Origin of the sequence: Micromonospora sp. NPDC051925 (assembly GCF_044548625.1) — a bacterium.
Classification (GTDB): domain Bacteria; phylum Actinomycetota; class Actinomycetes; order Mycobacteriales; family Micromonosporaceae; genus Micromonospora.
Genome location: NZ_JBIUCH010000001.1, coordinates 590,924 through 611,260 on the forward strand (window position 1 = coordinate 590,924; position 20,337 = coordinate 611,260).

The 20,337-nt window shown below is 73.2% G+C and carries 21 protein-coding genes and 1 pseudogene; 10 read left to right on the forward strand and 12 right to left on the reverse strand.

Annotated features, from left to right (window positions below; translation table 11 throughout):
- Positions 1-995 precede the first annotated feature (995 nt).
- The 4 genes and pseudogenes from ACIG87_RS02730 to ACIG87_RS02745 form a co-directional block, all read right to left on the reverse strand.
- A complete protein-coding gene (locus ACIG87_RS02730; protein ID WP_396847489.1) occupies positions 996-2,453 on the reverse strand; it encodes a recombinase family protein in 1,458 nt (485 codons plus the stop codon).
- A 55-nt stretch (positions 2,454-2,508) separates the two neighbouring features.
- Positions 2,509-2,862: pseudogene (locus tag ACIG87_RS02735) on the reverse strand (SAM-dependent methyltransferase); the annotation flags it as partial.
- Positions 2,863-2,959: 97 nt separating this feature from the next.
- Positions 2,960-3,841 carry a helix-turn-helix domain-containing protein gene (locus ACIG87_RS02740; protein WP_396847604.1) on the reverse strand — a complete coding sequence of 294 codons (882 nt, stop codon included), beginning with the start codon at positions 3,839-3,841 and terminating at the stop codon, positions 2,960-2,962.
- Between the two features lie 147 nt (positions 3,842-3,988).
- The gene (locus ACIG87_RS02745) at positions 3,989-4,228 is read right to left on the reverse strand and encodes a DUF397 domain-containing protein (RefSeq protein WP_396847491.1); all 240 of its coding nucleotides are present in this window, start codon (positions 4,226-4,228) and stop codon (positions 3,989-3,991) included.
- 270 nt (positions 4,229-4,498) lie between these two features.
- Between ACIG87_RS02745 and ACIG87_RS02750 the strand changes: the two genes are divergently transcribed.
- A complete protein-coding gene (locus ACIG87_RS02750) occupies positions 4,499-5,149 on the forward strand; it encodes a GGDEF domain-containing protein (RefSeq protein ID WP_396847493.1) in 651 nt (216 codons plus the stop codon).
- Positions 5,150-5,192: 43 nt separating this feature from the next.
- Here ACIG87_RS02750 and ACIG87_RS02755 read toward each other — a convergent pair whose 3' ends face one another.
- From ACIG87_RS02755 to ACIG87_RS02770, 4 genes are all read right to left on the reverse strand, one after another.
- Entirely contained in the window at positions 5,193-5,687 is a 495-nt protein-coding gene (locus ACIG87_RS02755; RefSeq protein ID WP_396847495.1) for a type II toxin-antitoxin system PemK/MazF family toxin, read from the reverse strand.
- 30 nt (positions 5,688-5,717) lie between these two features.
- Positions 5,718-7,004, reverse strand: a complete 1,287-nt coding sequence (locus ACIG87_RS02760; protein ID WP_396847606.1) for an RNA polymerase sigma factor — start codon at positions 7,002-7,004, stop codon at positions 5,718-5,720.
- 5 nt (positions 7,005-7,009) lie between these two features.
- Positions 7,010-7,429: a YciI family protein gene (locus tag ACIG87_RS02765; protein WP_396847496.1), complete on the reverse strand. Its 420-nt coding sequence runs from the start codon at positions 7,427-7,429 to the stop codon at positions 7,010-7,012.
- 93 nt (positions 7,430-7,522) lie between these two features.
- Entirely contained in the window at positions 7,523-8,365 is an 843-nt protein-coding gene (locus tag ACIG87_RS02770; RefSeq protein ID WP_396847498.1) for a class I SAM-dependent methyltransferase, read from the reverse strand.
- 42 nt (positions 8,366-8,407) lie between these two features.
- On the opposite strand from ACIG87_RS02770, the gene ACIG87_RS02775 reads away from it, so the two are divergent.
- Positions 8,408-8,923: an NUDIX hydrolase gene (locus ACIG87_RS02775; protein ID WP_396847500.1), complete on the forward strand. Its 516-nt coding sequence runs from the start codon at positions 8,408-8,410 to the stop codon at positions 8,921-8,923.
- 41 nt (positions 8,924-8,964) lie between these two features.
- On the forward strand, positions 8,965-10,365 hold the full coding sequence (locus ACIG87_RS02780) for a hypothetical protein (RefSeq protein ID WP_396847502.1): 1,401 nt from the start codon (positions 8,965-8,967) through the stop codon (positions 10,363-10,365).
- 133 nt (positions 10,366-10,498) lie between these two features.
- Here ACIG87_RS02780 and ACIG87_RS02785 read toward each other — a convergent pair whose 3' ends face one another.
- On the reverse strand, positions 10,499-11,830 hold the full coding sequence (locus ACIG87_RS02785) for an MGH1-like glycoside hydrolase domain-containing protein (RefSeq protein WP_396847608.1): 1,332 nt from the start codon (positions 11,828-11,830) through the stop codon (positions 10,499-10,501).
- Between the two features lie 170 nt (positions 11,831-12,000).
- Positions 12,001-12,819: a sugar phosphate isomerase/epimerase family protein gene (locus ACIG87_RS02790; RefSeq protein ID WP_396847504.1), complete on the reverse strand. Its 819-nt coding sequence runs from the start codon at positions 12,817-12,819 to the stop codon at positions 12,001-12,003.
- 610 nt (positions 12,820-13,429) lie between these two features.
- On the opposite strand from ACIG87_RS02790, the gene ACIG87_RS02795 reads away from it, so the two are divergent.
- On the forward strand, positions 13,430-14,044 hold the full coding sequence (locus tag ACIG87_RS02795) for a methyltransferase domain-containing protein (RefSeq protein WP_396847506.1): 615 nt from the start codon (positions 13,430-13,432) through the stop codon (positions 14,042-14,044).
- 83 nt (positions 14,045-14,127) lie between these two features.
- On the forward strand, positions 14,128-14,733 hold the full coding sequence (locus ACIG87_RS02800) for a class I SAM-dependent methyltransferase (protein ID WP_396847508.1): 606 nt from the start codon (positions 14,128-14,130) through the stop codon (positions 14,731-14,733).
- 119 nt (positions 14,734-14,852) lie between these two features.
- Here the strand turns inward: ACIG87_RS02800 and eccB are convergent, their stop codons facing one another.
- Complete coding sequence (gene eccB, locus ACIG87_RS02805; protein ID WP_396847510.1) at positions 14,853-16,238, reverse strand: type VII secretion protein EccB; 1,386 nt, start codon at positions 16,236-16,238, stop codon at positions 14,853-14,855.
- 260 nt (positions 16,239-16,498) lie between these two features.
- Here eccB and ACIG87_RS02810 point away from each other — a divergent pair, with 260 nt between their 5' ends.
- Both ACIG87_RS02810 and ACIG87_RS02815 read left to right on the forward strand, forming a co-directional pair.
- Entirely contained in the window at positions 16,499-17,227 is a 729-nt protein-coding gene (locus ACIG87_RS02810; protein WP_396847512.1) for a spermidine synthase, read from the forward strand.
- A gap of 149 nt (positions 17,228-17,376) precedes the next feature.
- Entirely contained in the window at positions 17,377-17,556 is a 180-nt protein-coding gene (locus ACIG87_RS02815; protein WP_396847514.1) for a hypothetical protein, read from the forward strand.
- Between the two features lie 88 nt (positions 17,557-17,644).
- Here the strand turns inward: ACIG87_RS02815 and ACIG87_RS02820 are convergent, their stop codons facing one another.
- A complete protein-coding gene (locus tag ACIG87_RS02820; protein ID WP_396847609.1) occupies positions 17,645-17,965 on the reverse strand; it encodes a DMT family transporter in 321 nt (106 codons plus the stop codon).
- A gap of 212 nt (positions 17,966-18,177) precedes the next feature.
- Here ACIG87_RS02820 and ACIG87_RS02825 point away from each other — a divergent pair, with 212 nt between their 5' ends.
- The 3 genes from ACIG87_RS02825 (at position 18,178) to ACIG87_RS02835 (ending at position 20,292) form a co-directional block, all read left to right on the forward strand.
- Positions 18,178-18,321, forward strand: coding sequence for a hypothetical protein (locus ACIG87_RS02825; protein ID WP_396847515.1), 144 nt, complete (start codon positions 18,178-18,180; stop codon positions 18,319-18,321).
- On the forward strand, positions 18,306-19,193 hold the full coding sequence (locus ACIG87_RS02830; RefSeq protein WP_396847517.1) for a hypothetical protein: 888 nt from the start codon (positions 18,306-18,308) through the stop codon (positions 19,191-19,193). The genes ACIG87_RS02825 and ACIG87_RS02830 overlap by 16 nt, the downstream gene beginning before the upstream one ends.
- A 94-nt stretch (positions 19,194-19,287) precedes the next feature.
- Positions 19,288-20,292, forward strand: a complete 1,005-nt coding sequence (locus ACIG87_RS02835) for an Acg family FMN-binding oxidoreductase (protein WP_396847519.1) — start codon at positions 19,288-19,290, stop codon at positions 20,290-20,292.
- Positions 20,293-20,337: the final 45 nt, after the last annotated feature.

Below are 20,337 nucleotides of genomic sequence, written 5' to 3' on the forward strand. Positions count from 1 at the left end.
AGGCCGGCGATACGGGGATGGTCACCGTCATTGCGCTACGGGTCGCGAACGACGCGATACGAAACGGTACAACGTGGAACGGGTCGCCAATAGCACCACGGGCGTGTCGCGGGGTTCCGCCGGTCCGCTCGGGTGACAGGGCCACATCCGTGCCGCCGTGCTGGTAACGCCGTTGCTCGGCCTGTTTGAGCGCTACCGGTAGCCCCGTAGCCCTCGACCGACGGCGGTAACGCCCCGGTGCGGGAACTCGTGTCGCGCGAATGAGGCGCCAGGAAAGTGTCAGCTTCCTCACACCCTATTTCCCGGCCTGTTCCGGGCTCTTCCGTCCTGTTCCGCCTGGTGCCGGAAGCGGCCGTTACCGGCGGCTACGGGTAGCGGGGGTGGTAACGCCTCCGCGTCATTCTCAAACGAAGGAAAGGCAAAGCGATGACCGCAGCACACCGGAAACCAGCGGAACCGACTGTGGAGGACGATGGCCACAAGCCAGACGACACCTGACCCGCGCCGTCGCCCACGAGGCGACCGGGGGACGCTGAACAGCGCGGCGAAGCCGGACAGCGACCCCACCCCCACCCCCACCCTGACCGGCCAGCCCCACGCACGGGGGACATCACCGCTGGCCCAACCCCCCTCCACCACAACGAACCGAGCACCGACACGACCGGCGACGCCAGGCGTGTCAGCGGCGGACCGGGCGATCATGCAAGCCCGGCTCGCGGCGATGCCCGCTCCCGGCCTGCCCCGGCAACGCCGGACCACGGGTGACCGGCGGACAGACATCGACGCGCGCACCGAGGAGGCGGCGGACAACTCAGGGACGTCGACCGTGATCGTCCAACCTCGGGATTTCAGGCTCCCTAACGTGCTCAGGCACATCGAGGCAGGAAAGATCGTGCTCGTCATTCCGCAAGACAACGACCCTGACTAACCGTCGAGCGGCAACGAACAGAGGCTCACCCGGAGAAGTGCCGGGTGAGCCTCTGCCGTTCTGCTTGCTAACGCCGGAAACACAAGCCGTTGCCAAGGTCGACGATCTCCATCGCGCCCGTCGGACCGTCTCGGTCAACCGTCCCGACGGCGATTCCCCACCGCCCATCATGCTCCGCTAGAACCATTCCCCAGGATGCCTTGACCGCGCGGACCATCGCGCGCTTGACAGTGTCATCACCGGCATTCCACATCTGGGCTACCGTCTGCCCCGTGGGTGCGTAGTCGAAGCTGTCGGGAACGATCACGAGTCCCTCGATGCGCGCTTTGATCGCCTTGCGCTCTGCCACCAGTGTGTCCAGCTCGTCATCGTCCTCGGTGGCGGACAGTCGAGCCTGTATCTTGCGGAGCCCGGCGTGCATCTCGTCCAACTCGTGCGCGTTTCCCGCCACTCGCTGGAACGCGAGAATGTCCGTCGTGTCGCTGGCGAACATGCCGGAAACGACGTCGATGACGGGTTGAGCGTCGATTCCCCTGAATTCGCCGCAGGACAGGCGTCGCTTGGCATGACCACCACAGCGGAGCTTCGGCGTGCGGGGCTTCTGCACGCGTGGCCTGCCCGTACGCGCGTCCTTCGCCGGTGTCAGGCCAGCATTGAGGAACAACTTCCCCGCACATTCGGGGCAGTCGAGAATGCCGGAGATCCAGTTCGCCGGACTGGCGACCGGCCGACCACCCTTGTTGGCGCGGCTCTCGCCCATGTTCGCGTCCAGAACCTTGTTCGCGCGCCACCACAACGCGGAATCGACAACCGGCTCAACCGCGTGCGCCCACGTCTCGGTTTGACCCTCGTGTGTATAGGTGCACTCGACAACGCCCGTGTGGTTCGCTGTGAAACGGATGACGTTCTTGACCGAATTCGGGTAAAGGTCGTAGGCGCGCCCCACTCTGGAAAGAGATTCGCCGTTAGCGACACGCTCGTAGATGTCCACAACAGCAGCAGGGTCTTGACACCGCGCTTGCTTGGCGTACCGAACACCCTCCGTCGCCCAGAACGCGGGCAACGGCCCATGGTGCGCCTTGTTGTCACGGATCATCATGACTCCGCGATACGTGTCACGCTTGATCGACTTGGACTTCTCGGCATTCGCGTGCTGCGCCACAAGCGTCACGATACGACCCGCAAAATCGGTCCGTCCGAACTGCGGCTCACTGATAGAGACGATGTCGCCACCAGCGGACCGGATAGCCAGCAGAATCTCTGCCTGAGCGTCCAAATCCTCCCGCCGGTCAAGACGAGACGACTCGGTGACAATCAAGGTCGAGTAGTCGCCACGCTGAATGTCCGCGATCACCTCACGCAACGCCGGCTCTTGCGTCCCATGACTCGCCGAGTAACCATGGAGCCTGAACCACTTGACGATCGTGATGCCACGCTCGGCGGCGTCAGCCTCGACCACCTTGACCTGAGACGCCTCGTCCTGACTACCAGTGCTGACCCGTACGAACCCTGCGCCGAGCGCCATGCCTAGCCCCATTCAGGAGAACCAGCTACATGTGCATACTACCCGACATCCATTGGTCGTTGTCGACGTAGACCACCCGGGACTCCGGGGCGACGGCCTGGGCCACCTCGTGGGTGTTGTTCGCCGTCGGGATGCCGGTGCCGATGTCCAGGAACTGCCGGATGCCGGCCTCGCCGGCCAGGTAGGCGACCGCGCGTTGCAGGAACCGGCGGTTCTCCAGGGCGGCGGTGCGGACGGTCGGAAAGGCCGCCGCCATCGCGTCCCCGGACTCGCGGTCGGCCTGGAAGTTGTCCTTGCCTCCCAGCCAGTAGTTGTACCGGCGGGCCGGGTGCGCTACCGAGGTGTCGATGCGGTCGCTGGGGTGCTGGGCGGTGCCCATCGGGGCATCGGTGGTCACAGGGTCCTCCATGACTCCGCGCCATCTACCACCGATGGCGTCCGTCCACTGTCTCCGGTTCCGACCATCGTAGAGGTCACCGGAGTGGGCCCGGCGGCTCGGTCGCCTGTCACTCCGGGTACAGCTCGTCGCGCAGTCGGGTGAGGACCTCCGGCGTCTGCTCCGGCGGGGTCGCCTCGACGCAGAGTCGCTCCATCGCCGCGGCGTAGTAGTCCAGGTCCTCACGCTTGTCGAGATAGAGCGCGCTGGTCAGCTGCTCGATGTAGACGACGTCGGGCAGGTCGTCGTCGCCGAACCGCAGGATGGTGAAGGCCCCACCGGCCGCGGCGTGGCCACCGGCGTCGAACGGAATGATCTGCAGTCGGACGTGCGGCGAACGGGTCACCTCGATCAACGTGGTCAACTGCCCCCGCATCACCTGGGGACCGCCGATCGGCCGGCGCAGGACGGCCTCGTCGATCACCGCCCAGAGCTGCGGCGGATCGGATCGGCGCAGCAACTGCTGGCGCTGGATGCGCAGCTCCACCCGACGGTCGACCTCCTCGACCGCAGCGCCCCGGTGCCCGAGCAGGACCACCGCGCGGGCGTACTCCGGGGTCTGGAGCAGACCGGGAACGAACTGCACCTCGTAGCTGCGGATCAACGCGGCGGCGGCCTCCAGGCCGAGGTAGGACTGGAACCAGCCGGGCAGCACGTCGCCGTAGCGATGCCACCAGCCGGGGCTGTTGGCGTCGCGGGCCAGTTTGAGCAACGCGTCCCGCTCGGCGACGGCGGTGACCCCGTAGAGGGTGAGCAGGTCGGCGACGTCGCGTTCCTTGAAGCCGACCCGACCCAGCTCCATCCGGCTGATCTTCGACTCCGAGGAACGGATCTCCCAGCCGGCACCCTCACGCGTGACACCGCTGGCCTCCCGCAGCCGGCGCAACTGCGCGCCGAGCAGCATGCGCAACACCGTGGGGCCGGTGGCCGGTCCCCCCTCGGCGGCAACCATCGTCACGTGCCCCGCCCCTCCGCGCATCCCCACACCCGATCACGGTCTCCGGGCCCCCGCCCGACCGACGTGTAAGCATGCCATGGACCGACGGTGAGGTGAACATCCTCCGGACGGATACGGTCCCGTGGGCGGGACCGTACGCCGTCAGTCGATCAGGTGATCGAAGTCGCCGTCCCGCGCGCCGAGGACGAACGCCGTTATCTCGTCCACCGTGTAGATCAGCGCGGGCCCCTCCGGGTGGCGTGAGTTACGCATGGCGATACCGGCCCCGCCGGGAAGCTCCGCCAACTCGACGCAGTTGCCGCTGGGGTTGCTCCGCCGGCTCTTCTCCCACCTCAGGGGGGGCAGCTGGGTGGTGGGGACGCCGTTCTCAGGCTGCTGCATGGATGTCTTTCTGTCGAGGTGCGGACCCACTGTCGCGAAGGGATGGTGCAGGGTTGGAGGGGCTGCGCGACATCAGATCCGGCCGTGCTGCACGTGCATCTGCTATTGCATCTGCATCGGACAGCGAGCATGATAACCCAACGTGCGCGGTACTTATCCGTTCACTTTGGGTTACTACCACCAGGGCATTCACCTGGGGAAACGAGGGCCCGGCGCGGCACGACGGCCGCCGCCGCGCGGGCCGTACGCCGACACCGCGAGGGAGGACCCGTGCCGGATCCGTTGACCGTCGCGTCCGGCGTCTCCGCAGCCGGGGCCCTGGTCTCGGTGTGGCAGCTGCGCCGCCGGGCCCTACAGGCCGAGGCGGAACTGGAGCACCTCCAGGCCGAACTGGCCGCCGAACGGCACGCCGCCAGCCACGACTCACTCACCGGGCTACCCAACCGGCGGGCCTTCTACCGGCTGGCCGCCGCCCTGCTCACCGACGCCGGCGGGCAGCCCCTCATCGCGGTGGTCCTCGACCTCAACGACTTCAAGCAGGTCAACGACCGCTACGGGCACGCCGCCGGTGACCAGGTGCTGATCAGCGTCGCCCAGCGGCTGGCCGCCTTCGCCGGTGACAACCTGGTCGCGCGGCTCGGCGGCGACGAGTTCGCCGGTCTGCTGGCCAGCCCGTCGGTAGACCGACGCTGGATCGACCACGCCACCCGGCGGCTCTGCGAGGCGCTGGCCGCCCCCATCCCGCTGGGCCCGTGCAGCGTCCGGGTCACCGCCTCGGTCGGGCTCGCCCCGGTCACCGGCCCCACCCAACTGGCCGACGCGCTGTGCCGGGCCGACGCCGCAATGTACCGGGCGAAGGGCGTCACCAGCCGGCAGTCACCCCGGCAACTGCTCGACGCGGCCCGCCTCGCCGAGTGTTGAAGCGCACCCCGTCACGGCAGCAGGCGGAGACCGTGCCGGCGGCTCAGCGCCAGCCGTAACCGGCCCGCAGCGCCTGCCCGACCCGGTCGAAACGACCGCGGTCCAGCACCGCGCCCTCCCGGCGGATGCTGTCCTCCCGCATGGTGAGCACCCGGTCCAGGCGTACCCAGCTGGGGCGGGCGTCGCGGTCCCACTCCCCCGGGCCCAGCGCCAGCCAGTGCCGCTGGCCGTCCCGCTCGCTCTGGCTGGAGAGCATCAGCCCGAACAGGGTGCGGCTGGCCCGGCCGACGACCAGCACCGGGCGGTCCTTGCCCTGCTTCGGGTCGTCCTCGTAGGGCACCCAGGTCCAGACGATCTCCCCCGGGTCGGCCTGCCCGTCCGGCTCCGGCGCGTACGACAGCTCCCGTCGTTGCAGGGCGCTGACCTGCCGCCGCCGGGCCACCTGCGCCGGGATCGCACCGGGGGTGCCCCGCTGCGCGCCGACCGCGCCGGTCGCCCGACCGAGCCGGGCCGCCATGTTCCTCAACAGACCTGCCACGGCGGGCAGCCTACCGCCACCCCGCCGGAATCACCTGCCGAGGGCGTCCGCCTTGCGCAGCAGCACCGACCGCTCCCGCACGTTGCGGCACAGCCGGGCGGCGAGGTCCAGCTCGGCCCGCGCCTCGGCGGTCCGGCCGAGCCGCGCGAGCAGCTCGCCCCGCACGCTCGGCAGCAGGTACGACCCCGCCAGGCGGCCGGCAGCGGCCAGCTCGTCCACCACGGACAGCGCCTGCTGCGGCCCGTCGGCCATCGCCACGGCGACGGCCCGGTTGAGCTCGACGACCGGCGACGGGGCCACCCGGCCGAGCGCCTCGTAGAGGAGCACCACCCGGGCCCAGTCGGTCTCCGGCACCGAGGAGGCGCGGGCGTGGCAGGCGGCGATCGACGCCTGCAACCCGTACGGTCCGAGGCCCCGCCCCAGCGCCGAGGCCCGGCCGAGCGCCGCCAGTCCCCGCCGGATCGCCGACCTGTCCCACCGACGTCGGTCCTGATCCGCCAGGAGCACCGCCTCACCGTCGGGCCCGGTACGGGCCGGGAACCGCGCGGCCGTCAGCTCGCACAGGGCGAGCAGACCGTGCACCTCCGGCTCGGTGGGCAGCAGCGCGGCCAGTGTCCGGGCCAGCCGAATCGCCTCGTACGCCAGGTCGGGGCGGAGCAGCTGGTCACCGGTCGTCGCCGTCGACCCCTCGGTGAAGATCACATAGAGCACGTTCAGGACCGCGCCGAGCCGCTCCCGCCGCTCCGGTGCCGGGGGCAGCGCGAACGGCACCCCCGCCGCGGCGATCGTCTTCTTCGCCCGGGTGATCCGTGCCTGGACCGTGGGCACCGGCGCCAGCAGCGCCCGGGCGATCTCCTCGCTCGACAGACCGCCGACCACCCGCAGCGTCAGGGCCAGCCGGGCCTCGGGCGAGAGCACCGGATGGCAGGCCACGAACATCAGCGCGAGGACGTCGTCGTCGACCCGGTCGGGATCCCACGGTAGGTCGTCGGAGGACGGCCCGCCCGAACTCGTACCCTCGGCGAGCTGGCCGGCGAGCACCGCGTACCGCGCGTCGAGCGCCGCCCGCCGACGGAAACTGTCGACCGCGCGCCGCCGGGCGGTGGTGAGCAGCCAGCCCACCGGGTTCGCCGGCACGCCGTCACGCGCCCAGCCGACCAGCGCCTCCGCCACCGCCTCCTGCGCGACGTCCTCGGCGAGCGCGAAGTCGCCGGTGTAGCGGGCCAGCGCCCCGACGATCCGGGCGGCCTCGATCCGCCAGACCGCCTCGACGGCCCGCCGCGCCGACTCGGCACCCGGCGGGCCGCCGGTGGCCACGGGCGTCAGAGCTGGCCGGTCCGCTCGCGCCACGCCCGCTCCCTGACGATCCACTCGTTGTCCTGCGGGAACTCGTCGATGCCCGGCACCCGGCGGACCTCGCACTTGCTGCCGCTGATCGCCGGCATCCGCCGGGCCCACTCGACGGCCTCCTCCTTCGACGCCACGTCGAGCAGGTAGAAGCCGCCGAACAGCTCCTTCGTCTCGCCGTAGGGGCCGTCGGTGACCACCGGCGTCTCACCGCTGTAGTCGACCACCACGCCCTGGGCGGGATCTTCCAGGCCCTCGGCGGCCACCAGCACGCCCGCGCGGATCAGCTCCTCGTTGAACCGCCCCACCGTCTCCAGCATCTCCTCGAAGGGCGTCTCCATCATCTTCGCGACGGATTCGTCCGTACCCCGCATGATCAGCATGAACTTCGCCATCTTCGCTCCTCGCTGCCGGGTCTCCGCTCGACCCTCTCACCCTCAGGTCGAACGGGAACGGCGTGGATCGACACGACGCGCCCACCGGTTTCGTCACGCCGGCCGGCGGGCCAGCACCAGCGTGGTACGCAGGTCCAGGGTGACCGTGCCGCCGAAGCCCTCGACCGTGTCCCCGATCGCCGCGAGGACCCGTCGCCGCAGCTCCGGTGGCCGGCGAAGCTGCGGCGAGAAGGTGCCGACCAGCCGCTGGTACGCCGCCGTGCTCAGCGGCACCGCGCGGCGCAAGGCCACCGACCGCACGTCGGCGAAGAGCCCGCTGGCGGTGATGTCGGCGTGGAACCAGTCCTCCGGCTGGTCGTGGTGGGGCACCGGGTCGACCGACTCGAAGGCCGCCCGGATCGCGGCCGCCTGCGCCGGGTCGACGTAGTCGTAGCGATGGGCGAAGACGGCCAGGGTGCCGCCGGGGACCAGCGCGTCGTGGGCCCGCCGGTTGCGGGTGGCCGGGTCGAGCCAGTGCCAGGCCAGCGCGCAGGCCAGCAGCGGCACCCCGCCGGGCGGTGGCGACCACTGCTCGAACCGGGCCACCACCACCTCGACGTCGGGGAACCGGGCGGCCAGCACCGCCGCCATCCGCGCGTCCGGCTCGACACAGGTCACCCCGGCCGGCTCGGCACGTTCCGGCCCGGCCGCGTCACGGGTCGGTTCGGTCCCGCCGGCCGCGTCGCGGCGGGTCGGTTCGGTCCCGCCGGCTGTGGCAGCAAGGCCGACCAGCAGGGCGGTGGCCAGGCCGGTGCCCGCGCCGACCTCGACCAGCCCGGCCGGTGGCCCGCCGTGATAGGCGAGGATGGCCTCGGCGAGCGCGACCGGATAACCCGGCCGAGCCTCGTCGTAGTCGGCCGCCACCTCACCGAAGACCTCCGCCATGATCAGCATCATCGCACCGGCACCGCCCGGACGGTGCCCCGTCGAGGGAGACGCATGACCGAACTGCCCCGGGACCTGCCGGTGATCGAACGCACCGCCGTCCGGCTGGTGGTCTGCGACCGGGACGACCTGATCCTGCTGTTCCACACCCGCGACCCGGAGCACCCCCGGCTCGGCACCTGGTGGGAGCTGCCCGGTGGGGGCGTCGACCCCGGTGAGACGTATGCGCAGACCGCACTGCGCGAACTGCGGGAGGAGACCGGCTTCGTGGTCACCGCCGCGCAGCTCGGCCCGCCGACCTGGCGGCGGCGGGCCAGTTTCATCCACCGCCGGTTGCGGCACGTCCAGGACGAGGTGGTGCTGACGGTACGGCTCGACGCCGCCGCACCCGACATCGACGGCGCCGCCCGTCTCGACTACGAGGTGGAGGACTACTTCGGCTTCCGTTGGTGGACGGCCGGGGAGATCGTCGCCAGCACCGCCCGGTTCTACCCGGGGCGGCTGCCCGAACTGCTCACCGGCTTCCTGGCCGGCGACCAGATCGACGAACCGTTCGAACTCTGGTCCTGACCCGGGTGCCACCGGCGCGAACGGTGGGCACAGTGGAAGGCATGACGACGATCCCGTACGCCCCGCTGGCCCGGTACGCCGCCCGGCTGCACGCCGACATCGGCGACCGGCACCACGTCGCCTCCCCGCTCGGCGCCTGGCTGTTGCTGGCGCTCGCCGCGCCGGCCGCCACCGGCCCGGTCCGGTCCGAGCTGGTCGACGTGCTCGGCGTCGACGCGGAGACCGCTGCGGCGACGGCCGCCGCGCTGCTGGACCGACCGCACCCGCTGACGCCGTCGGCCACCGCGGTCTGGCACCGCCCCGGCACCGACACCGGGAAGCTGACCGGCTGGCAGGACGGGCTGCCCCGGGCCACCGCCACCGGCCCGCTGCCCGACCAGGCGGGCCTGGATGCCTGGGCCCGCGAGCACACCCTCGGGCTGATCGACCGGTTCCCGCTGACCGTCTCCCCCAGCGTGCTGCTGGCGCTGGCCGGCGTCCTGGCCACCCGGATCTCCTGGGCCGCCCCGTTCGACCTGGTGCCCGGCTCGGCGCTCGGCCGCGACCCGCTCGACGCCGACCGGCCCGTCGACGGGAGCGAGCAGGGCGACGGAAGTAGGCCAGGACGCGGAACCGGGCCGGGCGACAGGACGGGCGACAGGAACAGGCCCGCGGGCACGGGTAGCAGCCCGGACCGGCCCACCGGGGACGGCGGTGGCCCGCAGCGGCCCGGCGGCTGGGCCGGCCGGCTGAGCCGGGCGTTGCGTACCCCGGAGCACGGGCACCGGGCCTGGATCGCGTCGACCGGGGCGGCCGGTGACGTCGCCGTGCACGCCGTCGCGGCGGTGGAGCGCGACGGGGCCGGACTGGTGGTGCTCTCGGTCGTCGCCGACCCGGCGGTCCGGCCGGCCGACGTGCTCGCCGCCGGCTACGAGCTGGCCCGCGCAGCGGTGGACGGTGAGCCGGGTCGCCGGTCGCTGTTCGACCTGCCGCTGGGTGCGGGACCGCTCGGGACACTCCGCGAGGAGCGGGTCCGCACCTACGCCCGCGACGGCCGGGAGGAGCGCCATCATGCGGTGCTGCCCTGCTGGTCGGCGCAGGACGAGCACGACCTGACCGCCCCCGGCCTGGGTTTCCCGGCGCTGGCCCGGTCACTGGGCGGGTTGCTCGGCACGGAGGTGGGCGTCGAGGCCCGCCAGGCGGCGGTGGCCCACTACGGCCGGTACGGCTTCGAGGCCGCGGCGGTGACCGGGGCGTTCGCCCTGGTCAGTCTCCCACCGGAAGGCGTCCGGCGAACCGCCGAGCTGCGCTTCGGGCACCCGTACGCGGTGCTGGCGGTGGCCACCGACCAGCGCGACGGCGGGACCGGACCGTGGCACGGGGTGCCGGTCTTCTCCGCCTGGGTGGCCGAGCCGCAGGAACCGACGGAGGCCGACCTCGCCGACCCGCCCGAGCCGGCCTGAGGGCACCCGGCCGGACGGCCTCAGGGCCGATCGCGTCGGCCCCGCTGCCGGGTCGCGTACCTGCGGCGGCACCTGCTCTCCCACCGCCTGGCGCGGGAGCGGCACTACCGCCGGCATCGCCTGACGGTCCGGTTCACTCTTCGGCCAGGGCGTCGAGCAGCAGCGCGGCCGTCCCGCTGAACGCCGCCGAGCCGAGCCCGGCCGAGGTGTCCGGGTGGAAGTACTCGTGGCAGCCACCGGTGGCGACCGTGGACACCATCGACTCGCGCAGCCCGGCCGCCAGGTCGGGTCGACGGTGCAGGCGCAGCCCCTGCCAGAGCAGCCAGGCGATGTTCAGCCAGGCCGGGCCGCGCCAGTAGCGCACCGGCTCGAAGTCGGGCGCGGTCCGGTCGTGGCTGGGCAGCGGGCGGGCCATCCGGGCCGCCAGTCCGAAGCGGGGCGAACACGCCTCGGCCAGCACCGCGTCCACCTGCCGGGGAGGCAGGTCGGGCAGGATCAGGGGCAGTAGCCCGAGCACCGTCCGAACCGGCAGCAGCCGTCCGGTACGCAGGTCACGCGGGTGGAAGGCGCCGGTGACCGGGTCGTACAGCCGGTCGACGACGGCCCGGGTGATCCGCGCGGCCCGGTCCCGGTGCGGGCCCGGGTCGGCACCGACCACGTCGGCGATCCGGGCCAGGGCGTGTTCGGCCGCGCCGAGCGCGGCGTTGAACAGCGGGCACTCCACCAGGAACGGGTGCCGGTCGGTCAGGTCGGCGTCGACGTAGGCGCGGCGGCGGTAGGAGCCGACCAACGCGACGTACCGCGCGTAGTCGAGGTCGGTCGGGCGGTGCGCGACGGCGGCCTGGGCGGTGTCGTGCCGCCGGTACGCCCGCATCACCGCGAGGTCGGCGGGCACCGCCGCCAGTGGGGCGTCCCAGGCCGGGCTGTTGTCCAGTCCCGACTCCCAGGGATGCACCAGGCAGGCCAGCCCGCCACCGCCGAGGTCCCGCCGGGTGGTCAGGTACCGCTGCTGGGCCACCAGCCTCGGGTAGAGCCGACGCAACTGCCGCACCGACGCCTCGGACGGCGCACGCCGATGGACCAGCCAGGCGGCCGGGGCGTGCACCGGAGGCTGGACGATCCCGGAGGTCGCGACGGCCGGCGCACCGTCGGCGACGGTGGACGCCCAGAACTGTGGCCCGGGAAAGTACGACCCGACCGGCAGCGCCGGGTGGAACACGATGTGCGGCACCCGGCCGTCGGCCCACTGGGCGGCGAACAGGCTCCGCAGCTCCCGCCAGGCCCGGTCGGGCCGGACGTGGGCCAGTCCGACGGCGATGAATGCCGAGTCCCAGCTCCACTGGTGCGGGTAGAGGGTGCGAGACGGCACCGTGTGGTCGTGTTCCCAGTTGGCCTCGAGGGTGCCGATCGCCAGTCGACGCAGCGCCTCCGTCCGTGCCGCCCCCGCCCGCGCGGCACCCCCGATCCGCGCCGGACCGGGCTGCCCCGGAACTGCCGGGTCGACGACAGGCCGGGTCGGCACGACCGGACCACCACCGGGCCGCACCGAGCCCACCAGATCGACCGGGCCGACGGCACCGGGCCGGGCCGACGCCACCGGCTCGACGGCATCGGTGGAATCGGTCGGGTCGGCGCTCACGCCACCGCCCGCCTCGGCTCGGCGTGCCGCAGCACGGTGGCCGCCTGCTGCAACGCGCGGACCGGATCGCCGCGCAGCCGGCACTCCAGGGTCAGCCAGCCCGGGTAGCCGAGGTCGCACAGGGTACGCACCAGCGCGGGCCAGTCCAGGTGCCCGGCCCCCGGCTGGTGCCGGTTGGAGTCGCTGACCTGCACGTGCCCGAGGTAGGGCGCGGCGTAACGCAGGGCGGCGTGCACGTCGTCCTCCTCGATGTTCATGTGGAAGGTGTCGGCGACCACCCGCACCGAGGGCAGGCCGACGGCCGCGCAGAGCGCCACCGCGTCGTCGAGCCGGTTGACCATGTGGTCCTCGTACCGGTTGAGCGGTTCCAGAAAGAGGGTGACCCCCTCGGCGCGGGCGTGCTCGCCGAGGGCGCCCAGCGCGTCGACGAGTACCTGACGGTCACCGGCCGGCAGCCGGGGCGGCTCGAACGGTGGCAGCCGCCGGGAGAACATCCCCCAGGCGGCCGGGGTCATCGCGCCGACGCCGCCGAGTTCGGCGATGACGGTGAGTTGGGAGCGCAGGTTGCGTACCGCGTCCCGGGAGCGGGCCGGGTCGAAGTCGCCGATGAAGTGGTCCATCTCCACGCAGACCGTCGGCATCACCACCCCTCGGGCGCGGGCCCGGCGCAGCTCCGGCAGCCGGCCGGCGAAGGCGAGGTCGCCCCGCCCGCGCAGCTCGATGCCGTCGTAGCCGAGGGCGACGGCGAGGGCGAACTTCTGGGCCAGGTCGGTGCCCGGGAGCAGTTGCTCCTGGCAGGCCAGTGGAATCGACATCAGAACCTCAGCACGACGTGGAGGACATCACCGGGACCGTGGTCGAGCAGGACCGGGACTCGAGGCTGACCCGCCGCGGCCCGGCCGGAGAGACAATCCGGTCACCCATGGCGTCACTTCCGGGGAGTACCGGGCTCGATCGTACCAAAAAATCGGTCTATATCTTGTTATTGATCATTGAAAGAGTTGAATCCACCTTGCGCCCGTTTCGTGCTGGCAGCTAACACGCCGACCCGGCGGGGGCGATCCCCGGCGCGTACGCGGCGTGACCGGGTGCGGGGTAGTGGGCCGGCAGCCGGTGACCCGGCCGCGCCCCTTCGGTCGCCACCAGGTCGACGGGCCGTTCCTGGCGGTCCGCCTCTCCGCGTCCATCGTGGTGACCAGCCGGGGGTGGAGCAGGACCGACCGGCACCCAGGGTCGACCCCAGGCTCACCCAACGCGACCAGGCTCGGCCCGGTGCCAAACCGCCGCGCCCGGGGGCTGACGATGTCCGTCCGGATCCGTAGCATCTGTCGGGTGCCCGCGTCGGTGCGGGCACCCGACGGCCGGCGGCGTCCTTTCGCACGCTGCCGGGTGGCGACGTTTCCGCGACGGGCAGAGGGGCCGGCGATGAGTCGAGCAGAGCAGGACACCGCGGCGGGCACCGAGGGTGAGGACTACACCCAGCGGTTGCAACGCCTCGGTGGCGCGCGCTGGAAGCAGGTGCTCGACGTACAGGCGCCGTACCGGTGGAACCTCCAGCGGCTCGACCTGGGCCGTACCCTCGACGTCGGCTGCGGGCTCGGCCGCAACCTGGCCAACCTGGGCGAGGGCGCGGTCGGGGTGGACCACAACCCGACCTCGGTGGCGCACGCCCGGGCCGCCGGGCTGGAGGCGTACACGATCGAGGAGTTCCACCGGTCCCCGCACGCCCGGCCCGGCGCCTTCGACGCGCTGCTCGCCGCCCACCTGCTGGAGCACCTTCCCGCCGAGGCGGCCCTGGAGGTCATCGCCGGCTACCTGCCGTTCCTGCGTTCCGGCGGCACCGCGGTCTTCATCACCCCGCAGGAGCGTGGCTACGCCAGCGACGCCACCCATGTCCGGTTCGTCGGCTTCGACGAGGCCGCGCAGGCCGCCCGGGATCTCGGCATGACGGTGGTCAAGCAGTACTCCTTCCCGTTCCCCCGGTCGATGGGCAAGGTCTTCACCTACAACGAGTTCGTCACGGTGGCCCAACTGCCCTGAGCCCCGGGTCGGGGTGCGGTGAGCCGCGCCCCGAGGTGCCGTGAACGCCGCGCCGCGCCGGGCGGGCCGGTTACCGTGGCGGCATGACCAACCCGACCCGTTGGGCGACCGAGACCGGCCCCGAACACTCGCAGTGGTACATCGACCGGTTCCGCCGGCTCGCCGCCGAGGGCGCCGACCTGGCCGGTGAGGCCCGGCTGGTCGACGCGGTGGTGGCCCCCCGCTCCCGGATCCTGGACGCCGGCTGCGGCACCGGCCGGGTCGGTGCCGCGCTCGCCGCGCGGGGGCACCGGGTGGTCGGGGTCGACGCCGACCCCGCCCTGATCGAGGCGGCTCGGGTCGACCACCCCGGTCCCCGCTGGCTGGTCGCCGACCTCGTCGAACTGGATCTCGCCGGGGCCGGCGAGGCCGAGCCCTTCGACGCCGCCGTGGTGGCCGGCAACGTGATGGCCTTCGTCGCCGCCGGCACCGAACCGACCGTGCTGGCCCGGATCGGCAGCCACCTGCGCCCCGACGGGGTGGTGCTGGTCGGCTTCGGCCTCGACCGGGGTTACCGGCTCGACCACTTCGACAGCGACGTGGTCGCCGCCGGCCTCCAGCTCGAACAGCGCTTCGCCACCTGGGACCTGCGCCCCTGGCGGGAGGAGGCGGACTTCGCGGTCAGCCTGCTGCGCCGCCCGCCCGACTGAAGCTGCGCCACCCGGCCCACCGACCGAACCCCGACCCCGGGCCCGATCGACCGGGCCCGCTCCGCCCGGCCCGACCGCCACCCGGGCGGCCTCGACGGTCACCACCTGGGCGGCGTCGGTCAGGACGGGGCGGCGACCGCTCGGGCGGCGGCCGGGTCGAGGGTGCTGCCCGCGGGGACCAGGCTGACCAGCCCGGCGGGGAGCCGCATCGGCGTGACCCCCTGGTAGCCGAGCATGCCGAGCACCTCACCGTCGGCGAGCACGTAACGGCGGCCCAGGTCGGTGACCACGGAGACGGTGCCACCGTCGGCACCCGGCGCGGCCACCGACTCGACCACCGCACCCCGGCCCGGCTCGACCAGCACGTGGTCGACGCGCACCCCGCCCGTGCCGTCGACGGTACGGGCGGCGGCGCTGAGGTCCGGCACGGCCGTGCCGACCTGCACGTCGCGGACCACGCCGTCGTTGCCGACCCGGGCGCAGAGCGCGCCGCCTTCGGCGCCGGCCAGGCGCGGTGGGGCCGGTGGCGGCGCGGTCGGGCCGGTCGGCACCAGATCGGGGACCTTGGGCAGCGCGGCGAACCGGCCCAGGGTGATCGGGTCCGGCTCGTCCTGGCCGGTGCGGGCCATCAACAGGGCTGCCTGGAGTTCGGTGATGCCGGCCAGGCCGTCCCGCTCGGCGACCGCGTACTGCCGGCCACCGCCGGAGTTGCGGACCAGATAGACATCCCCGATCGCGGCACCGGCGACCTCCGACGAGGGCTCACCGAGCCCCACCAGCGCGGGCGGGGCCAGGTCGATGCCCGCAGGCAGGGTGTTGAGCAGCGCCGGGGCGGCGGGGACCGCTCGTTCCCGGGTGGCGGCCAGCGCCGCGAGCACCCGGGCGGTGTCCCGCAGCAGGTGCCGGCGTTGGTGCCAGATCAGGTAGAGGGCGCCGTCCGGGTGCCGGGCCAGCACCGCCTCCTCGGTGAGTCGCCGCCCACCGGTCGCCTCCCGACCGATCAGCAGCGCCGAGCGGGGTGCGGCCCGAGCGGCCTCGGCCGGCTCCAGCGAACAGACCGTCCATGGCGCGGTGGTGAGCCGGCCGGAGGCCGGCAGTGAGTCCGGTGCGTCGGCAATGCCCAACGGCAGCCCGCGCGGCACCCCCTCGATGGACCGGCGCGACACCAGCACCGTGCGGGACCGGTCCGCCCCGACGATCAGCAGCGCCGAGGCGTAGTTGAGCACCGGGTGCAGCCTGCCGTCGCGGTAGACGAACCGGGCCCCGGACTCCTTCTCCACGATCACCGCGCCGGCGTCGCGCCACTTCGACCCGCCACCGGCGAACAGCCCGTAGAGGGCGAAGCCGCCCAGCCCGATCGCCGCCACCAGGACGCTGGCCAGCCCGGCTCCGGCCAGCCGGCGAAACGGCGAACGCGCCGGGTCGGTCTCCCGCATGACCAGGGCGGCGACGGCCCGCTGCACGGTGAACTGGTAGGAGTGGAGCTGATCCTGCCGCGACGGCATGGTGTCCCTTCCGCGAGTCCTCGGCGGACAGGATATGCGCTGCGTCGATGTCCCGTAGACCCTCCGTCGCGACCTGGTGCGTTCTCGGCGTCGACCCGCCGGCGGGTCGCATGACCGTCACCCGAGCATGGACGTCGGCAGGGCCCGGCCGACGATCACGCCGGGGCCCGCCTCCGCGACGTGCGGCGCGCGAGCCGACATCGGCCGGAACCGGTCGCCCCGGTACCATCCCGGCACGACGACGGTGGAAGGGCGGCCGGGTGGGCGCGCGATTCGAGGAACTGGCCTGGCGGGAGACCCCGATCGGCGCCATCAGTCTGCGCCGGCGGCGGGACCCCGCCCTCGATGTCGACGTGTACGAGGTGAAACTGGACGACGAGTACCTGATGTCCAGCCTCTTCCCGGTCGCCGAGATCGAACTGGCCCGCCTGGGCCTGGCCCCGCTGGGTGACGAGCCCCTCGACGTGGTGGTCGGTGGTCTCGGCCTCGGCTACACCGCCCGCACCGCCCTGGAGGACGCCCGGGTGCGCTCGGTGCTGGTGGTGGAGACGATCGAGGACGTCATCGACTGGCACCGCCGGCAACTCCTCCCCTTCGCCGCCGGCCTCGCCCCGGACCCGCGGACCCGGTTCGTCCGGGCGGACTTCTTCGCCGCCGTCGCCGACGGCACCGGTTTCGACCCGGACCAGCCGGGCCGCCGCTTCCACGCCGTGCTGCTCGACGTCGACCACTCCCCCCGCAACGTGCTGCACCCCAGCCACGCCGCCTTCTACACCTCTGAGGGCCTGCGCCGGCTGGCCGACCTGCTGCTGCCCGACGGGGTTTTCGCGCTCTGGTCGGACGATCCGCCCGACGCCGCGTTCGGCCAGGTCCTCGCCGAGGTCTTCCCGACCTGGCAGGCCCACGTCGTCCCGTTCAGCAACCCACTGACCGGTGGCGAGTCCGCCAACACCGTCTACGTCGCCCGGCACCGCGCCGTCCCGCACTGACCCTCCCGGCACCGCACCGCACCGCACCGATCCGGCACCGACCCTCCCGCCACCCGGCACCGGCCCGCTCCGCACCCGGCCCGCCGTCGAGGCATGCGGCGGCAGGGAACGGGAATGCCGCCCGGTCGAAGCTGTCAGAGGAGGTGGACATGCGGGCCATGCTCTGGGTCGTCGGTATCGTCGGCGGCGCGCTCATCCTGCTCGGGCTGCTGCTGGAGGCGGTCCGCTGGCTGGTCATCATCGGTCTCATCGCGCTGCTGGTGGTGATCGTGCTGGCGTTCCTGCGGGGACGCCAGACGGTGCACCGGCACTCCGCCGGCCGCCGCTAGCACGCGCACGGCACGGTGCACCGGCACCGCGCCGGAGGCCGTCGACCGCTGGCTGAGCCGGCCGACCCCACACTCCGGGGCGGCCGGCTCAGTGCGCCCCGCCGAGATTGAGCACGACCACTCCCCCGATGATCAACCCCACCCCGATCACCTTCGACACGCTCAACGGCTCGCCGAGGAAGGCCGCGCCGATCGCGACGATCGCGGCGGTGCCGAGCCCGGACCACATCGCGTATGCCACCCCGACCGGGATGTCCCGGACCGCCAGCGCGAGCATGCCGAAGGCCAGCAGGTAGGCGGCGGCCAGCCCGAGCGAGGGCCAGAGCCGGGTGAACCCCTGCGTCGCCTTGAGCAGGCTGGTGCCGGCCACCTCGGCGCTGATCGCGATCAACAGGAACACGTAGGCCATCTCTTCCCCTCCGGTAGGGCTCATGATCCTCACCCGCCGACGGGTCCGGCAGTGTCCGGCGCCGGGCCGGCCGTCGAGTGTCCGGTCAGGTATCGGACACCGTAACCCGCTCCCGCAGGCCGTACCGGAGCGAAGCCATCAATCCTGCCCGATGGCGTGCTTGGATGCAGGGTGCGGGAAACCGCCACCGTCCACCCTCGATCGGAGCCGCCATGATCTGCCACCGGATGCTCGCCGGGGCCGCCGTCGGTCTGCTCACCGCCGCGCTGGGCCTGCCCGGGGTGGCCGTTGCCGGGCCGCGCCAGGACAGCGTCGACCATGCGCCCTGCATCCGCTGCCGATGCCGGCCGACGTGACGCGCGGCCTGGCCGAGGCGGTGGACCCGGGCGACCGGTTCATCGCGGGCACCGGCACCCGGATCACCGACGGGGTGTGGGAACCGATGCTGCTGCTCTGGCAGGGCAGCCGGGTCACCGCCGTGTCCACCCCGCTGTTACAGTCGGTCACCGCCGTCAACACGGCCGGTGTGGTGATCGGCGACGCGGTCGTCGGCTCGTCGTACCGCCCATGGCGCTACCAGGACGGCCAGCTGACGACGCTACCTGTACCGGAAACCGTCTCGGACGGCTGGCCCGCAGGGATCAACGCCCGCGGCGACATCGTGGGGCGCGGCTCTCTGAAGACGGTCGACAGGCAGATCGCGTTGCGGTGGCCGGCGGACCGGCCGGGCACGGTCGAGACGATCGGCCCGGCCTACGCGACGGCCGACGCGATCCTGGACGACGGCACTGTCGTCGGCACCTCCGCCGGACCGACCGACCTGTCGGACTCCGCCGGTTGGGTACTGCGGCCGGACGGACGCATCAGCTGGCTCACCGTGCCCGGCAAGCCGCGCGCCTGGGCGGTCGCGGCCCGGGGCAACTGGGCGGCCGGCGGGGTGGACGACACCCCCGAGGAGGGCGACGGGACGCCGCAGCGGTGGGACCTGCGCACCGGGGCGGCGACGCCGGTCCACCCGGCCGTGGGGTGGCGGATCAACGGCGTGACGCCCAGCGGCGCGGTGCTCGGCGACGCGGGCGTGGGGCACGGCGACCGGGAGTGGACGCCCCTGTCGGGACCGAAACCCGGGGTCAGCGGCCTCCGGGCGGAGTCGATCGCGGACAACGGCACGGTGGTCGGCTGGCTCCTCGGCGACCGGGTCACCCCGGCGCGCTGGACCGGCTGCTGACGGGGCCTCCGGTCCCACCGGTCGGGCCGTCCGGCCCTGTCCGGGTCCGGCGGGTCGGCGCAGGGTGAGGGCAAAGCGACCAGGAGGTGTTGCGATGATCCCGCCGTCCACCCGTCCGGACCAGGCGCCGACCGTACGCGAACTGACCGCCGCTGCCGAGCTGTCCCGGTACGCCCCGTCGGTGTTCAACACCCAGCCGTGGCGGTGGCGGGTCACCCCGGAGCGGCTGGAGTTGCGCGCCGACCCGGAGCGGCAACTCGCCACCACCGACCCGGACGGGCGGCTGCTCACCCTGAGCTGCGGCGCGGCGCTGCACCACGCCCGGATGGCGCTGGCCGCGGCGGGTTGGCGGGTCGACGTCGACCGGCTGCCCGACCCGGACGCCCCGGAGCTGCTGGCCCGGTTGCGGGCCACCGGGCCCGGCGGGTTGGACCTGGCCGCTGCCCGGCTGACCGACGTGATCCCCTCCCGGCGCACCGACCGGCGGGCGTACGGCGACCGGCCGGTCCCCGGCGAGCTGCTGACCGGGTTGCGGGCGGCGGTCGAGGCCGAAGGCGCACACCTGCACCTGGTCCGGGCCGACCAGATGCCGATGCTGGCCGTCTCGACGGGCCGGGCCGCCGACGCCGAGCTGGCCGACCCCGCCTACCGGGCGGAGCTGCACCACTGGACCCATCGTCCGGCCGGCAGCGGCGACGGGGTGCCGCCGACCACGGCGGTCCGGCCGGCGCCGCGTCGGGTGCCGCTGCGCGACTACGCGCCGGGCGACGCCGCCGGGCTGGCCGCCGGCACCGACTTCGACCGGGGTGCGGCGTACGTGCTCCTCTTCGGTGACCGGGACGACCCGACGGGTTGGCTGCGCGGCGGCGAGGCGCTGTCGGCGCTGCTGCTCACCGCGACCGCCGCGGGACTGGCCACCGCCCCGATCAGCGACACCATCGAGCTGGCCTGGCCCCGCCGGATGATGCGGGAACTGCTGGCCGACGTGGGTGAGCCGTACCTGGTGGTCCGGGTGGGGTGGGGTCCACCGGCGGAGGAGTTGCCGGCGGCACCGCGCCGTCCGGCGGCCGAGGTGATCCAGGTCGACGGCGACGACTGACTCCGTCTGGTCCGGCGTCGCCGCGCGTGGGTGCAGCAGCTGGGA

What these genes read in the sequence shown, in the direction of transcription:
- ACIG87_RS02730 (WP_396847489.1), bottom strand. Translation starts at nt 2,453, where the DNA reads ATGGCGCTCGGCGCAGGGTTCGTACGGGTCAGCACTGGTAGTCAGGAC.
- ACIG87_RS02765 (WP_396847496.1), bottom strand. Translation starts at nt 7,429, where the DNA reads ATGGCGAAGTTCATGCTGATCATGCGGGGTACGGACGAATCCGTCGCG.
- ACIG87_RS02815 (WP_396847514.1), top strand. Translation starts at nt 17,377, where the DNA reads ATGCGGGCCATGCTCTGGGTCGTCGGTATCGTCGGCGGCGCGCTCATC.
- ACIG87_RS02825 (WP_396847515.1), top strand. Translation starts at nt 18,178, where the DNA reads ATGATCTGCCACCGGATGCTCGCCGGGGCCGCCGTCGGTCTGCTCACC.
- ACIG87_RS02790 (WP_396847504.1), bottom strand. Translation starts at nt 12,819, where the DNA reads ATGTCGATTCCACTGGCCTGCCAGGAGCAACTGCTCCCGGGCACCGAC.
- ACIG87_RS02795 (WP_396847506.1), top strand. Translation starts at nt 13,430, where the DNA reads ATGAGTCGAGCAGAGCAGGACACCGCGGCGGGCACCGAGGGTGAGGAC.
- ACIG87_RS02820 (WP_396847609.1), bottom strand. Translation starts at nt 17,965, where the DNA reads ATGGCCTACGTGTTCCTGTTGATCGCGATCAGCGCCGAGGTGGCCGGC.
- ACIG87_RS02800 (WP_396847508.1), top strand. Translation starts at nt 14,128, where the DNA reads ATGACCAACCCGACCCGTTGGGCGACCGAGACCGGCCCCGAACACTCG.
- ACIG87_RS02780 (WP_396847502.1), top strand. Translation starts at nt 8,965, where the DNA reads ATGACGACGATCCCGTACGCCCCGCTGGCCCGGTACGCCGCCCGGCTG.
- ACIG87_RS02740 (WP_396847604.1), bottom strand. Translation starts at nt 3,841, where the DNA reads ATGGTTGCCGCCGAGGGGGGACCGGCCACCGGCCCCACGGTGTTGCGC.
- ACIG87_RS02830 (WP_396847517.1), top strand. Translation starts at nt 18,306, where the DNA reads ATGCCGGCCGACGTGACGCGCGGCCTGGCCGAGGCGGTGGACCCGGGC.
- eccB (WP_396847510.1), bottom strand. Translation starts at nt 16,238, where the DNA reads ATGCCGTCGCGGCAGGATCAGCTCCACTCCTACCAGTTCACCGTGCAG.
- ACIG87_RS02775 (WP_396847500.1), top strand. Translation starts at nt 8,408, where the DNA reads ATGACCGAACTGCCCCGGGACCTGCCGGTGATCGAACGCACCGCCGTC.
- ACIG87_RS02745 (WP_396847491.1), bottom strand. Translation starts at nt 4,228, where the DNA reads ATGCAGCAGCCTGAGAACGGCGTCCCCACCACCCAGCTGCCCCCCCTG.
- ACIG87_RS02835 (WP_396847519.1), top strand. Translation starts at nt 19,288, where the DNA reads ATGATCCCGCCGTCCACCCGTCCGGACCAGGCGCCGACCGTACGCGAA.
- ACIG87_RS02770 (WP_396847498.1), bottom strand. Translation starts at nt 8,365, where the DNA reads ATGATGCTGATCATGGCGGAGGTCTTCGGTGAGGTGGCGGCCGACTAC.